The 13394-nt window shown below is 56.1% G+C and carries 12 protein-coding genes; 6 read left to right on the forward strand and 6 right to left on the reverse strand.

The window, feature by feature from the left end:
• Nucleotide 1 precedes the first annotated feature (1 nt).
• A complete protein-coding gene (yobA, locus tag ACOTY5_RS08460) occupies nt 2-373 on the reverse strand; it encodes a CopC domain-containing protein YobA (protein ID WP_045142108.1) in 372 nt (123 codons plus the stop codon).
• A 137-nt stretch (nt 374-510) separates the two neighbouring features.
• On the opposite strand from yobA, the gene ACOTY5_RS08465 reads away from it, so the two are divergent.
• The 3 genes from ACOTY5_RS08465 to exoX all read left to right on the forward strand — a co-directional run bounded on the left by ACOTY5_RS08465 (nt 511) and on the right by exoX (nt 2190).
• On the forward strand, nt 511-741 hold the full coding sequence (locus tag ACOTY5_RS08465; protein ID WP_003859784.1) for a DNA polymerase III subunit theta: 231 nt from the start codon (nt 511-513) through the stop codon (nt 739-741).
• A gap of 111 nt (nt 742-852) precedes the next feature.
• Nucleotides 853-1503, forward strand: coding sequence for a carbon-nitrogen hydrolase family protein (locus ACOTY5_RS08470; RefSeq protein ID WP_045142109.1), 651 nt, complete (start codon nt 853-855; stop codon nt 1501-1503).
• A gap of 24 nt (nt 1504-1527) precedes the next feature.
• On the forward strand, nt 1528-2190 hold the full coding sequence (gene exoX / locus ACOTY5_RS08475) for an exodeoxyribonuclease X (protein ID WP_039270549.1): 663 nt from the start codon (nt 1528-1530) through the stop codon (nt 2188-2190).
• Here exoX and ptrB read toward each other — a convergent pair.
• Together ptrB and ACOTY5_RS08485 are read right to left on the reverse strand one after the other, a co-directional pair.
• Nucleotides 2172-4247 (reverse strand): oligopeptidase B, encoded by a 2076-nt coding sequence (gene ptrB / locus ACOTY5_RS08480; RefSeq protein WP_017693247.1) that lies wholly within the window; start codon nt 4245-4247, stop codon nt 2172-2174. The two genes, exoX and ptrB, sit on opposite strands and share 19 nt — an antisense overlap.
• Nucleotides 4248-4322: 75 nt before the next feature.
• Nucleotides 4323-4973: a tellurite resistance TerB family protein gene (locus ACOTY5_RS08485; protein WP_015570286.1), complete on the reverse strand. Its 651-nt coding sequence runs from the start codon at nt 4971-4973 to the stop codon at nt 4323-4325.
• 171 nt (nt 4974-5144) lie between these two features.
• On the opposite strand from ACOTY5_RS08485, the gene purT reads away from it, so the two are divergent.
• A complete protein-coding gene (gene purT, locus ACOTY5_RS08490) occupies nt 5145-6323 on the forward strand; it encodes a formate-dependent phosphoribosylglycinamide formyltransferase (RefSeq protein ID WP_015570285.1) in 1179 nt (392 codons plus the stop codon).
• Between the two features lie 74 nt (nt 6324-6397).
• On the opposite strand, the gene kdgA is transcribed toward purT, so the two are convergent.
• The 3 genes from kdgA to zwf form a co-directional block, all read right to left on the reverse strand.
• Nucleotides 6398-7039 carry a bifunctional 4-hydroxy-2-oxoglutarate aldolase/2-dehydro-3-deoxy-phosphogluconate aldolase gene (gene kdgA, locus ACOTY5_RS08495; protein WP_003859774.1) on the reverse strand — a complete coding sequence of 214 codons (642 nt, stop codon included), beginning with the start codon at nt 7037-7039 and terminating at the stop codon, nt 6398-6400.
• 39 nt (nt 7040-7078) lie between these two features.
• Entirely contained in the window at nt 7079-8890 is a 1812-nt protein-coding gene (edd, locus tag ACOTY5_RS08500) for a phosphogluconate dehydratase (protein ID WP_017384346.1), read from the reverse strand.
• Nucleotides 8891-9123: 233 nt separating this feature from the next.
• The gene (gene zwf / locus ACOTY5_RS08505; protein WP_003859771.1) at nt 9124-10599 is read right to left on the reverse strand and encodes a glucose-6-phosphate dehydrogenase; all 1476 of its coding nucleotides are present in this window, start codon (nt 10597-10599) and stop codon (nt 9124-9126) included.
• Nucleotides 10600-10955: 356 nt separating this feature from the next.
• Here zwf and ACOTY5_RS08510 point away from each other — a divergent pair, with 356 nt between their 5' ends.
• Together ACOTY5_RS08510 and pyk are read left to right on the forward strand one after the other, a co-directional pair.
• Nucleotides 10956-11825 carry a MurR/RpiR family transcriptional regulator gene (locus ACOTY5_RS08510; protein ID WP_003859769.1) on the forward strand — a complete coding sequence of 290 codons (870 nt, stop codon included), beginning with the start codon at nt 10956-10958 and terminating at the stop codon, nt 11823-11825.
• Between the two features lie 114 nt (nt 11826-11939).
• Nucleotides 11940-13382, forward strand: coding sequence for a pyruvate kinase (gene pyk / locus ACOTY5_RS08515; protein ID WP_003859767.1), 1443 nt, complete (start codon nt 11940-11942; stop codon nt 13380-13382).
• The last annotated feature ends 12 nt before the right edge of the window (nt 13383-13394 follow it).

Here is a 13394-nt window from a genome sequence, read left to right on the forward strand (position 1 = left end):
GCTATTTCACGCTAAAGTGATAGCTGCCTTTGGTTTTGTGGCCATCCACGGAGACCACATGCCAGTCCACCGTGTAGGTGCCGGACGTCAACGGTTTCTCAAGAGGAACAATCAGCTTTGCGTTATCCTTCTCGTCACGCTTCACCGCGCCGGTCTGGATCTTGTGCTGCTGCGCGTCCGTCACCACCACGCCGCTGAAGGCAGACTCAATGCCTTCCGAGAAGTTCAGGGTAATGACCTCTGGTGCCACCGCAACGGTATTTTCCTGCGGGGATTGCTGCTTAAGATGCGCATGGGCCAGAACTGAGGGCGTGATGGCTGAAGAGAGCAGAAAGACCAGCGCGCACGCGACACGGGAAGGGGTAAAATGCATCACAATCATTCCTTTTCGTTATGCCTGAATGCTAAAGAATAACTCTGTATAATTAACGAGTCGAGGAACATCCTTTGCTCCCTTGTCATCGTTGAACAATCGCGGTAACGTTGCCGCCGCAGAAAAAGGAGAAGGAAATGAACGTTAACCTGGCCGCCCTTCCTCAGGACGAGATGGACAAAGTGAATGTCGATCTCGCCGCCGCGGGGGTCGCATTCAAAGAGCGTTACAACATGCCCGTCGTGGCTGAAGTGGTAGAGCGTGAACAACCCGCACATCTGCGCGACTGGTTTCGCGAACGTCTCATTGCGCATCGCCTCGCCTCCGTCAATCTCTCGCGCCTGCCGTACGAACCTAAAGTTAAATAAGCTTAACGTCTCGTTACACTTCCTTACGCGTTATGTGGCAGGATAAGAAAACCCTGATAAATTTAGGTGTAATCTTAAAATCCCAGCGACTTAGTGTATAAGGAAGTCACGATGTCACGATGGAATATTGCCGCGGCTCAGTATGCCCCGCGGCACAACTGTGTTGATGAGCACGTAAAACATCACCTGCACTTTATTGCCGAGGCTGCCTGGCATGGGTGCGATTTGATCGTCTTTCCGGAGCTTTCGCTTACCGGTCCAGGCGGAACATCCTTACCCCCACCCCCTGACGATTTGCAGCTTGCCCCCCTCCTTCACGCCGTCCAGTCACGTTTCATCACGGTGATTGCTGGTATTACGCTCCAGCAACACGGCCAGCCCCAGAAAGGACTCGCGCTTTTCACCCCTAACCTGTCGACCATTCGGCGTTATCCGCAGGGCAACGGTGCGGGTGTTATTCCTGGCGATAAACGGTTAACCATCGTGGATAACCAGGCTGACGCCCCGGAACTGGACCCGGAGGCAACGCTGTTCACCAGCAGCCTGGCCGTGGGCGAGCATCGCTGGCGGCAATCCATCGGTTCGTTACAACGCTTCGCGCACAAGTACGCCATCGCGGTATTAATGGCGAACGCGCGCGGCGGTAGCGCGTTATGGGATGAAAAAGGTCAGCTGATCGTACGTGCCGATAAGGGAGAACTGCTGCTAACCGGTTCTTTAGGCCAACAGGGTTGGCAAGGCGATATCATTCCATTAGGCTAGGCATTTTTGGATCAGGAGCGATCAATGCTGCGCGTTATCGATACCGAAACCTGTGATTTGCAGGGTGGAATTGTGGAAGTCGCTTCTGTCGACGTGATTGATGGAAAGATAATCAACCCCATGAGCCATCTGGTGCGCCCGGATCGTCCCATCAGTGCGCAGGCGATGGCGATACATCGCATTACGGAATCGATGGTGGCGGACAAGCCGTGGATTGAAGAGATCATCCCTCTATACCACGGTAGCCAGTGGTATGTGGCCCATAACGCCAGCTTTGACCGCCGCGTGCTGCCGGAGATGCCCGGCGAATGGATTTGCACTATGAAGCTGGCGCGCCGTCTCTGGCCGGGGATCAAATACAGCAATATGGCGCTGTATAAGTCGCGCAAACTCAGTGTGCGGACGCCGGAAGGGCTGCATCATCACCGCGCTCTTTACGACTGCTACATCACCGCAGCGCTCCTGATTGATATCATGAATACTTCCGGCTGGACGCCAGACGATATGGCGACCATTACCGGGCGCCCCGCGCTACTGACCACCTTTACGTTCGGAAAATATCGCGGGAAGCCAGTATCGGAAGTGGCGGACAAAGATCCGGGCTATCTGCGCTGGCTGTACAACAACCTCGACAGAATGAGCCCGGAACTGCGCCTGACGCTGAAGCATTATTTAGGCGAAGCCTGAGTCCCCGCCCGGCCTGGCAGCGTATCCTGCGCCAGGCCAATCAAAAAGGCGTACTCCAGCGCCACCCCTTCATAGGATTTAAATCGCCCTGATTTCCCTCCGTGCCCCGAGTCCATATCGGTACACAGCAGCAGCAAATTATCGTCAGTTTTCAGCTCACGCAACTTCGCCACCCATTTCGCGGGCTCCCAGTACTGTACCTGAGAATCGTGCAGGCCGGTGGTCACCAGCATATGCGGATAGGCTTTCGCCTCGACGTTATCGTACGGGCTGTACTCTTTCATGTAGCGATAATAGGTTTCATCCTGCGGGTTCCCCCACTCCTCAAACTCCCCGGTGGTCAGTGGAATGGACTCATCCAGCATGGTCGTCACCACGTCCACAAACGGCACCTGGGCGATAACGCCTTTAAACAGTTCAGGCCGCTGGTTGATCACGGCGCCCATAAGCATGCCCCCGGCGCTGCCCCCCATGCCAAAGCAGAGCTGCGGATCGCCATAACCCTGCGCGATCAGCGCATCGCAAACATCAAGGTAGTCATTAAAGGTATTTTTCTTTTTGAGAAATTTTCCGTCTTCATACCAGTGCTGACCCAGCTCGCCGCCGCCGCGAATATGGGCAATCGCATAAACAAAACCGCGGTCGAGCAGGCTCAGCCTGCTGCTGCTGAAATCGGCGTCCATGCTGGATCCATAGGAGCCATAGCCATAGACGAGGATGGGGTTTTTACCTTTGTTGAAGTGCGCCTTGTGATAGACGAGCGACACTGGGACTTCAACGCCGTCGCGTGCGGTCACCCACAGGTGCTCACTGCGATAATTTTCCGACTCAAAACCCCGGACCTCAGCCTGTTTAATCACCTGACGCTGCCCGGTGTCCATATCCAGTTCAAACAACGTATCCGGGGTGGTCATCGACGAATAGCCGTATCGCAGGCGGGACGATTCCGGTTCCGGGTTAAAGCCGATCCACGTTACGTAAGCCGGGTCATCGAACGCAATGCCCACCACTTCGCGGGTTTTGCGGTTGATTTGGCGGATACTGGTCAGTCCGCGCTGACGCTCTTCCACCACCAGCCAGTCGGTAAACAGGGTGAACCCCTCCAGCATCACCTGATCGCGCGCGGGAATTAACACTTCCCATTTGCGTTCATCGCGCACTTTGGTTTTATAAAGGCCAAAGTTTTTGCCCTCGCGGTTCGAACGCAGGTAAAAGCTGTGCTGGAAGTGATCCAGGCTGTACTCATGATCTTTACGGCGCGGCAGGAAGCACAGAGGCTGCGCATCCGGCAGCTCTGCATCCAGCAGCAGCACTTCTGAGGTGGTGGCGCTGGAGAGGAAAATGATCACGTAGTGGCGAGACGACGTTTTGTGCAGGCTGACATAGAACGTCTCATCTTTTTCCTCATACACCAGTTCATCGTCGGCGGAATCGGTCCCCACCGTATGACGCCAGACCTGATAAGGCAGCAGCGTTGAGACATGCTTTTTAACGTAGTAGACCGTTTCTGAATCGTTACCCCAGACGAAATCGGGGGAGACATTATCCAGCATTTCGGGATACCAGTTTCCCGTTTCAAGATTGCGGAAACGCAAACCGTACTGGCGGCGGGAGAGGTAATCCTCAGCCAGCGCCATAATGGCGTTATCGGGGGAAATGGACATGCCGCCCAGCGTATAAAACTCACTGTGGGCAGCACGTTTGTTGGCATCCAGCAGGATCTCCCATTCATCCCACTCGGCGCTCAGCACAGACTGGCGCTGGTAGATGGGATATTCGTTTCCCGGCTCATAAATATGGCGATAGCGATAACCGTTTTTGCACCACGGGGCAGAGACATCACGCTGGGGGATACGCTGCACCATTTCCTTCAGAAGTTGATCCTGAAGCGCCTGCTGGCTGGCCATGACCTGGCGGCCATAGTCGTTTTCCTCGTGCAGATAGTCCAGCACCTCTGGCCGGGAACGAGAATCGTCCCGCAGCCAGTAGTAGTTATCGATACGCGTATCGCCATGCGTGGTGATCGCATAAGGAGTACGTCGGGCTTTTGGAGGCATGGCATTCTTACTTTTTCGTTTTACATCCTATAAGGTTGGCAAAACACGCGTATGATGCAAGCGAAACATGGCCTTCTAGCCCACGAGGGTCTGCTTCTGCTGCTGAATATCCTGCTCAATTCCCTCACGAACGTCCTGTGGGATCTTCAGCGCATCGCCCAGGGCGTTCAGGTAGCTGCGCTCCATAAAGTGATCGATATCGATGGCGGCACAGCTCAGAAAATAGAGTTCCAGCGCCTCTTCTTCGTTTTTCACGCTTTGCGCCAGACGCTGCGGGTCAAGCGGCTGTTCGATGGCCTGCGCCACCAGCGCCCTGCCCTGCTCCTCAACGCCCGCTTCCCGCATCTGCTGTTCAATTGCGGCACGTTCACTGGCATCAATATGCCCGTCGCTCTTGGCCGCAAAGACCAGGGCGAGGATCAACCGCTCGGTGCGTAAATCTAACGGCGATACCTGCTTCCCGTACTGCGGTTCATCCTGATGCGCGCTGCGCACCTTGTCTTTGTATTTGTTCCATAAGACGGAGCCTGCAATAGCCCCTCCGCCCGCCAGCAGCGCGCCGGTACCGTATTTGGTAAGCAGTTTCCGCGATGATTTATTGGCAACCAGCAAACCGGCCAGCCCGCCGAGCGCACCCGGCACCAGCAGCTTGCTCAGACCCTGCTCGCCGGACGACGAGCCTTTTTGTCCCAACAGGGATTGCAGTTGATTCATCCAGCCTGACATATTTTTCCTCACGTAACAGTGCGTAACCTTCACAGCCTAAGCGAGCGGGTGTCAGGAAATGTCTGTCAGTGCTAAAGAAGCGCAAATTTCCCTGCTGTCCGGTTATCCCCATACAAGACAGACGCAAACGTTTTCGTTTATACTGCCCGCATCTTTTTCAGGGGGATTTTTATGACTCGTTTAGGAACCGCGCTGCGTCCCGCCGCGACGCGCGTCATGCTGTTGGGATCGGGTGAACTGGGTAAAGAAGTGGCCATTGAATGCCAGCGTTTAGGTGTGGAAGTAATTGCGGTGGACCGTTACGCGAATGCGCCCGCCATGCACGTCGCGCATCGCTCGCACGTCATCGATATGCTTGACGGTAATGCGCTGCGGGGGTTAATTGCCGACGAAAAACCGGATTTCGTGGTACCTGAAATTGAGGCCATTGCCACTGAGATGTTGATTGCCCTTGAACAGGAAGGCCAGCGCGTGGTGCCCTGCGCCACTGCGGCAAAACTGACCATGAACCGGGAAGGCATTCGTCGCCTGGCGGCAGAAGAATTACAGCTCCCGACCTCCAGCTACCGTTTTGCCGGGGATAAAGCTGCGTTTCTCCAGGCCGTAGAGGAGATTGGCTACCCGTGCATCATTAAGCCGGTAATGAGCTCCTCCGGCAAAGGGCAGAGCTTTATCCGCGACAGCAGCACGCTGGACAACGCCTGGGACTATGCCCAGCAGGGCGGCCGAGCCGGGGCCGGGCGCGTCATCGTGGAAGGCGTGGTGAAGTTTGATTTTGAAATTACCCTGCTCACCGTCAGCGCCGTGGATGGCGTTTATTTCTGCGACCCGATTGGTCATCGCCAGGAAGACGGCGATTATCGTGAATCCTGGCAGCCGCAGCAGATGAGCGCGCTGGCGCTGGCACGCGCACAGGAGATCGCCCGCAAGACGGTGCTGGCGCTGGGCGGCTACGGCCTGTTCGGCGTGGAATTGTTTGTTTGCGGCGACGAGGTGATCTTCAGCGAAGTCTCCCCTCGTCCGCACGATACCGGGATGGTTACGCTGATTTCACAGGATCTCTCCGAGTTCGCGCTGCACGTACGCGCTTTCCTCGGCCTGCCGGTTGGCGGCATCCGTCAGTACGGCCCGGCAGCCTCGGCGGTGATCCTGCCGCAGCTGACCAGCCAGAATGTCACCTTTGATAACGTCGAAGGTGCGGTTGGCGCAGGCTTGCAGGTCCGGCTGTTCGGCAAACCGGAGATCGACGGAAGCCGTCGTCTGGGCGTGGCATTAGCGACCGGGGAAAATGTGGACGAAGCCGTCGCGAGAGCAAAAAGAGCTGCTGCGAACGTCAGCGTAGCAGGATAAAAAAACGGGCCGAAAGGCCCGTTTTAACTGTCTGGCTGGCCGGGTAAGGCGCAGCCGCCACCCGGCAAACAAACTTACTGTTTCGCGCCTTCTACCGCTTCGCGAGCCAGTTTAGTGATGCGATCCCAGTCGCCTGCTTCCAGCGCATCCGCCGGAACCAGCCAGGAGCCGCCGATGCACAGCACGCTTTTCAGCGCCAGATAGTCACGGTAGTTGGCCGGAGAGATGCCGCCCGTTGGGCAGAAACGCACCTGGGAGAATGGGCCCGCAATGGCCTGCAACGCTTTGGTGCCGCCGTTCGCTTCAGCCGGGAAGAATTTGAACTCTTTCAGGCCGTAGTCCATGCCCAGCATCAGTTCAGAAACGGTGCTGATACCCGGGATCAGCGGAATAGAACCTTCGGTTGCGGCTTTCAGTAGCGGCTCAGTCAGCCCCGGGCTGATGGCAAACTGTGCGCCCGCTTCGGTCACTTCCGCCAGCTGCTGCGCATTCAGAACCGTACCGGCACCAATGATCGCTTCCGGCACTTCTTTGGCGATAGCACGGATCGCATCCATCGCACAGGCGGTACGCAGGGTCACTTCCAGAACGCGAACGCCACCCGCAACCAGTGCCTTCGCCATTGGGACAGCGTGCTCCAGTTTGTTTACCACAATAACCGGCACGACAGGGCCAGTGGTCAGGATTGCTTCTGCACTTGTTTTCCAGTTTTTCATCAGAGTTTTCTCTCGCCAGATCGTTAAAATCAAGTCGTCTTAAAACGTAATACAGGTTGCGCCCTGCTCCGCACCGGAGAGTTTCTCACGCAACGCACCAAACATTTCGCGTCCGGTACCCACGCGTGACGCGCTCAGGTCAGGAATATGTGGCTGACGCGCCGCCAGCTCTGCTTCATCCACCAGCAGGGTTAACTCGCCTGTCTGACCGTTAACGCGGATCATGTCACCATCACGCACTTTCGCCAGCAGGCCGCCGTCGTAGGCTTCCGGGGTGACATGAATCGCTGAAGGCACTTTACCGGATGCCCCTGAAAGGCGTCCATCGGTTACCAGTGCGATTTTGAAACGGCGGTCCAATAATACACCAAGCGGCGGCATAAGTTTATGTAATTCTGGCATCCCGTTCGCTTTTGGTCCCTGATGACGCACCACGACCACACAGTCTTTATCAAGCAGACCCGCGTCAAAGGCAGGTAAAACGTCGTGCTGGCTTTCAAACACCACCGCCGGGGCTTCAATAACCTGATTCTCTTCCGGCACGGCAGAGGTTTTCATCACGGCACGTCCAAGGTTACCGCTCAGCACTTTGGTGCCGCCGTGAGGAGAGAACGGCTGTTCGAAGGTTGCGATAACCTGAGGATCGAGCGAGTCGCTCGCCCCTTCGCGCCAGTCCAGCTCACCGTTGTTCAGCCAGGGTTCAAGGGTATAGCGATGCAGGCCAAAGCCCGCCACCGTGTTGACATCCTCATGCAGCAGGCCGCCTTTCAGCAGCTCGCGCATCAGCACCGGCACGCCGCCCGCGGCCTGGAAGTGGTTGATGTCCGCCGGACCGTTCGGGTACAGACGCGCCATCAGCGGTACCACGGAGGAGATATCGGAGAAGTCATCCCAGTTGATCAGAATGCCCGCCGCGCGCGCCATCGCGACAAGGTGCATGGTATGGTTGGTTGAACCGCCGGTCGCCAGCAGGGCGACAATCCCGTTTACGATGACTTTTTCATCCACCATTTTGCCCATTGGCATCCACTCGTTGCCGTTACCGGTCAGGCGCGTCACCTGACGGGCTGCGGCTTCGGTCAGCGCTTTACGCAGTGGCGCATCCGGCTGGATGAACGACGAGCCCGGCAGCTGCATACCCATAAACTCCACCACCATCTGGTTGGTGTTGGCCGTACCGTAGAACGTACAGGTGCCCGGCGCATGATAGGACGCGGCTTCCGCTTCCAGCAGTGCCTGACGGTCCGCTTTTCCTTCGGCATACAGCTGGCGGATACGGACTTTTTCCTTGTTTGGCAGACCGCTAGCCATCGGGCCTGACGGCACAAAAATCGCTGGCAGATGGCCAAACGACAGCGCGGCCATCACCAGCCCCGGGACGATTTTGTCGCACACGCCCAGATAGAGCGCGCCATCAAACATGTTGTGAGAGAGGCCCACTGCCGCCGACATGGCGATCACTTCGCGGCTCAGCAAGGACAGCTCCATACCGTCCTGGCCCTGGGTTACGCCATCACACATGGCCGGCACGCCGCCTGCAACCTGGCCCACCGCGTTCACGCTGTGCAGCGCATTGCGGATGATAGCCGGGTAGGCCTCATACGGCTGGTGGGCTGAAAGCATGTCGTTATAGGAGGTAATGATGGCGATATTGTTACGCAACATGCTTTTCAGCGCGTCTTTATCACCAGGCTGGCAGGCCGCAAAGCCGTGGGCCAGATTCCCGCAGGCCAGCTGAGAGCGATGGACAGTTTCACTCTTCGCCTGTTCGATGCGGGCAAGGTAGGCAGCACGGGTCTCTTTCGAGCGTTCAACGATGCGTTGTGTTACGCGTAACAATGTCGGATTCATAAAAGCTCCTCTAATTTATCTGTCCAGGCTCGGGAGTTTACACAGTTTCTGACGGTTGTTAACAACGCTGAAACGCCTGATATCCGGAGCACAGGGGCAAAATGTCTGAAGGGAGTGTAATAAAAAAAGCTCCGCGGGTGAATCCACGCGGAGCTTAAAAGATAAAAATTATGCCACTTGCTGTGTTAGATCATGTTACCGGTAAAATAACACCTTTGGGCTAGAGAAGGTGGTTATTCAAACTCGTTCCAGGAGCGGCCATCACGGGTGATCATCGCAACGGAGGCGACAGGTCCCCAGGTTCCCGCCTGATACGGTTTTGGCGCGTCCTGATCGGCTGCCCACGCTTCGGTGATAGAGTCGACCCACTTCCACGCCTCTTCCACTTCATCGCGGCGGACGAACAGCGCCTGGATACCACGCATGGTTTCCAGCAGCAGACGCTCGTAAGCATCGGCGAGATGCGTCTGGTTGAAGGTTTCAGAGTAGCTCAGGTCCAGCTTGGTAGTTTGCAGGTTGTGTTTGTGATCAAGACCCGGCACTTTGTTGAGGATCTGAATATCCACACCCTCGTCCGGTTGCAGACGGATGGTCAGTTTGTTCTGCGGCAGTTCCTGCCAGGATTCTTTGAACAGGTTCAGTTCCGGATTTTTGAAGTAGACCACCACTTCGGAGCATTTTGCCGGCAGACGTTTCCCGGTACGCAGGTAGAACGGCACACCGGCCCAGCGCCAGTCGTCGATATCCACGCGGATCGCCACAAACGTCTCGGTGTTGCTGGACTTGTTCGCGCCCTCTTCTTCCAGATAGCCAGGAACTTTTTTCCCCTGGGCAAAACCTGCGGTGTACTGGCCGCGCACGGTTTTCTCACGCACGTTGGAGCGGTCAATACGGCGCAGTGATTTCAGCACTTTCACTTTGGCGTCACGAATGCTGTCGGCCGTCAGATCTGACGGTGGAGACATGGCAATCATGCACAGAATTTGCAGCAGATGGTTCTGGATCATGTCCCGCATCTGGCCGGCCTGGTCGAAGTAGCCCCAACGGCCTTCGATGCCCACCTCTTCCGCCACGGTAATTTCCACGTGGTCGATAGTGCGGTTGTCCCAGTTGTTCACGAACAGGGAGTTGGCAAAACGCAGCGCCAGCAGGTTCAGTACCGTCTCTTTGCCCAGATAGTGGTCAATACGGTAAACCTGACACTCCTCAAAGAACTCGCCCACCTGGTCGTTGATTTCACGCGAGGTCGCCAGCGACGTACCCAGCGGTTTCTCCATCACCACGCGCGCCGGTTTGGCGTTCAGCTTCGCCTCGCCCAGACCTTTGCAGATGGCGCCGAAGGTGCTTGGCGGCATCGCGAAATAGTTAATAGTGACACGATTTTCCTGGTCAAGCATTTCACCCAGACGGGTAAAGGCGCCTACATCGTTGACGTCCAGGTTGCAGAAATCGAGACGCCCGCTCAGCTTATCCCAAAGGCTTTCATCGATTTTCTCTTTCATGAACGTTTCGAGCGCCTCGCGCACGACTTTGGTATAAGCCTCCTTATCCCAGTCTGCGCGCCCTACCCCAAGGATTCGGGTGTCGGGATGGATCTGGCCCGCTTTTTCGAGCTGATACAGGGAAGGCAGCAATTTTCGGCGTGCAAGATCGCCTTTCGCGCCGAAAATGACCAGGTCACATGCCTGGGCTGTTTGCGTTACCGCCATGTCATTCTCCTCAGTTAGATCGCCTGGTACTCTGCCAGGTATCGTTGTAATTTTATTACAATGCACTGTACTGCTTTTACGCGTTTCCTGAAACCATTAGCGCTTAACGTCGCGTGCGATACGGTGATTTTTCGTCGCCCGGGCCATTACGCCCGTCTGATGACGCAACAAACGTCGATTCTTTGCGCAACAGGGTCAGAGCAAAACCCGACGTCGATCAAGTAATGAAAAAAAACAACAACATTTCTTGTCGACGATTACCCTTTCGGGAGTCCCGGGGGTAATATCGGCTAAATCGAATCAAGATTTCATCTCTTTATGAAATCGTTTATGCCCTCATGAGCGTCTTGTTAACAATGAACATGCTGGAAAAAATCCAGTTTCAACTGGAACACCTTAGCAAATCCGAGCGCAAAGTGGCTGAAGTTATTCTCGCCGCGCCCGCTCAGGCGATTCATTCAAGCATCGCCGCTCTGGCACAGGAATCGGGCGTCAGCGAACCGACGGTCAATCGATTCTGTCGTAGTCTGGACACGCGCGGCTTTCCTGATTTTAAACTGCATCTGGCCCAAAGTCTGGCAAACGGCACCCCGTATGTTAATCGCAATGTAGATGAAGACGACAGCGTTGATGCTTACACCGCAAAAATATTTGAATCGGCTATGGCCACGCTCGACCACGTTCGCCAGTCTCTGGACATGAGTTCAGTGAATCGCGCGGTCGATCTTCTCACGCAGGCCAAACGGATTGCCTTCTTTGGCCTTGGCTCGTCCGCCGCCGTGGCGCATGACGCCATGAATAAGTTCTTTCGCTTTAACGTGCCGGTGATTTACTCCGATGACATTGTGCTGCAACGCATGAGCTGTATGAATTGTAGTGAAGATGATGTCGTGGTACTCATCTCCCATACGGGCCGCACCAAGAGCCAGGTGGAGCTGGCGCAGCTCGCGCGTGACAACGATGCGATGGTCATCGCCCTGACGACGGCAGGTACGCCGCTGGCCCGGGAAGCGACGCTCGCCATTACCCTGGACGTACCGGAGGACACCGACATGTACATGCCGATGGTCTCCCGCCTGGCGCAGTTGACGGTCATCGACGTGCTGGCGACCGGTTTTACCTTACGCCGGGGCGCAAAATTCCGGGATAACTTGAAGCGGGTCAAGGAAGCCCTGAAAGAATCGCGTTTTGATAAAGAATTGCTTATAAAGAGCGATGTTCCCTAATAACTACGATGTACGATTTACGGCATTCGGTCCCCTCGCTACTGCCTTGCGATAGATGAAGGCCGATTCTATGTTCACGCAACACCAAAGTTGTTTCAGTCAACGGAGTATTACATGTCCAGAAGGCTTCGCAGAACCAAGATCGTCACCACCTTAGGCCCGGCCACCGACCGCGATAATAACCTCGAAAAGATTATCGCCGCGGGTGCCAACGTGGTGCGCATGAACTTCTCTCACGGTACGCCAGAAGACCATAAATTACGTGCCGACAAAGTGCGTGAAATCGCAGCTAAACTGGGCCGCCATGTTGCTATCCTCGGTGACCTGCAAGGTCCAAAAATCCGCGTATCGACCTTTAAAGAAGGCAAAGTCTTCCTCAACATCGGCGATAAATTCCTGCTGGATGCCAACCTGAGCAAAGGCGAAGGCGATAAGGAAAAAGTGGGTATCGACTACAAAGGTCTGCCTGCTGACGTTGTGCCTGGCGACATCCTGCTGCTGGACGACGGACGCGTACAGCTGAAAGTGCTGGAAGTTCAGGGTATGAAGGTATTCACCGAAGTGACCGTCGGCGGCCCGCTCTCCAACAACAAAGGCATCAACAAACTCGGCGGTGGCCTGTCTGCCGAAGCGCTGACCGATAAAGACAAAGCGGATATCGTGACCGCAGCGCAGATCGGCGTGGATTACCTGGCCGTCTCCTTCCCGCGCTGCGGCGAAGATCTGAACTATGCTCGCCGCCTGGCGCGCGATGCAGGCTGCGATGCGAAAATCGTTGCGAAAGTGGAACGCGCTGAAGCGGTCTGCGATCAGGACGCGATGGACGACGTGATCCTGGCGTCTGACGTGGTGATGGTTGCCCGTGGTGACCTGGGCGTGGAAATTGGCGACCCTGAACTGGTCGGTATCCAGAAAGCGCTGATCCGTCGCGCGCGTCAGCTGAACCGCGCGGTGATCACCGCCACCCAGATGATGGAATCCATGATCACCAACCCAATGCCAACCCGTGCGGAAGTCATGGACGTGGCGAACGCCGTGCTGGATGGTACCGATGCGGTGATGCTGTCAGCGGAAACCGCAGCGGGCCAGTATCCGGCGGAAACCGTGGCCGCCATGGCGCGCGTCTGCCTGGGTGCGGAGAAGATCCCAAGCATTAACGTCTCCAAGCACCGCCTGGATATCCAGTTCGACAATGTGGAAGAAGCGATTGCGATGTCCGCGATGTACGCAGCCAACCACCTGAAAGGGGTCACGGCGATCATCACCATGACCGAATCTGGCCGTACCGCGTTAATGACGTCCCGTATCAGCTCCGGTCTGCCGATCTTCGCCATGTCCCGTCACGAGCGTACGCTGAACCTGACGGCGCTGTATCGCGGCGTGACGCCAGTATACTTCGACAGCACCAACGACGGCGTGGCCGCCGCGCACGATGCCGTGAACCTGCTGCGCGACAAAGGTTATCTGGTATCCGGTGATATCGTTATCGTGACGCAGGGTGATGTGATGAGCACCATCGGCTCAACCAATACCACCCGCGTACTGACCGTAGAGTAAGCTCCGATCCCC

The organism is Enterobacter cloacae complex sp. SHL018 (genome assembly GCF_049237905.1).
Classification (GTDB): Bacteria; Pseudomonadota; Gammaproteobacteria; order Enterobacterales; family Enterobacteriaceae; genus Enterobacter; species Enterobacter hormaechei_C.